This window comes from Alkalihalophilus lindianensis (genome assembly GCF_032843265.1).
Lineage (GTDB): Bacteria > Bacillota > Bacilli > Bacillales > Bacillaceae_D > Alkalihalophilus > Alkalihalophilus lindianensis.
Window position 1 is genome coordinate 1 of record NZ_JAWJBA010000922.1, and the last position, 241, is coordinate 241.

Consider the following 241-nt stretch of genomic DNA (forward strand, 5'->3'; position numbering starts at 1 on the left):
TAAAGTCGGCCCATTCCTTTTCGACATATTGGTTGGTATTATGATTAGTTTCGTTCTTTAACAATGTCATGAGATCAACATCTAAAACCTTGGCAATCCTTTTAATAATAGCTAGAGAAGGATTCTTATTCAAATTACGCTCTATATTACTCAGATAAGATTTTGATATTTTTGTCTTCTCTGCTAGTTCAGATAAGGTGTATCCCTTCTGTTTTCGAAGTTCAGCTATCTTTTTTCCAAT

Annotated in this window: 1 protein-coding gene; it reads right to left on the bottom strand. The window is 32.8% G+C overall.

The features are described 5' to 3' along the window. The coding region (locus RYX56_RS24805) for a helix-turn-helix domain-containing protein (protein ID WP_317124447.1) at nt 1–241 on the bottom strand (241 nt) is incomplete at both ends.